This window comes from Micromonospora sp. NPDC048935 (assembly GCF_043197875.1).
In the GTDB taxonomy this organism is placed as follows: domain Bacteria; phylum Actinomycetota; class Actinomycetes; order Mycobacteriales; family Micromonosporaceae; genus Micromonospora.
This window is the reverse complement of sequence record NZ_JBICTZ010000007.1, coordinates 438863-439476: the sequence shown is the minus strand read 5'-3', so window position 1 is coordinate 439476 and position 614 is coordinate 438863. Positions and strand designations below refer to the sequence as shown.

Sequence of the window (614 nt, the reverse complement as noted above, 5' to 3'; positions counted from 1 at the left end):
TCGGCTGGAGCCGCGTCGTGCCACTCGCCGAGAGGCGACCTGCACACCGACACCAGCGCCGCCCCCGGCCCACCGGCCGGGGGCGGCGCTGTCTGCGCTCTTCTGTCAGATGACGCCGGCACAATGTCCGGGTGACTGATGCAGAGCCCTGGTCCGAGCAGTCGGGCTTGCTCGTACTGCCCAGCGGGACGACGGTGCGCGGACGCCGCGTCGCCGCGTCGACCTCGCCCGCCGACTTCGCCCTGCTGTTGGCGGATGGCCCGGAGCCAGCCTGGCCGCACCGGCGGATCCGGTGGCCCGATTTCTGGGTGCCGACCGACCGGGCGGATGCCCTGGACGCATTGCGGGAGGCGCTGCGACGGGCACACGACGGTGCGCGCGTCGAGGTGGCGTGTCGGGGCGGGGTGGGGCGCACCGGAACGGCACTGGCCGCGCTGGCGATCCTCGACGGCCTCCCGGCCGAGCGGGCAGTGGCGTGGGTTCGCGAGGGTTACCACCCGAAGGCGGTGGAGACGCCCTGGCAGCGGCGCTGGCTGCGCCGCGTCGCCTGACCTTCACCGCACCCCACCGCAGCGCACCGGCAACGCGCCACCGCACCGCACCGCGCCGCAGCG

The 614-nt window shown here is 75.2% G+C and carries 1 protein-coding gene; it reads left to right on the top strand.

The annotated features are described in order from the left end of the window. The first annotated feature begins 131 nt into the window (after positions 1-131). A complete protein-coding gene (locus ACGFIW_RS21785) occupies positions 132-551 on the top strand; it encodes a protein-tyrosine phosphatase family protein (RefSeq protein ID WP_393318484.1) in 420 nt (139 codons plus the stop codon). Positions 552-614 lie beyond the last annotated feature (63 nt).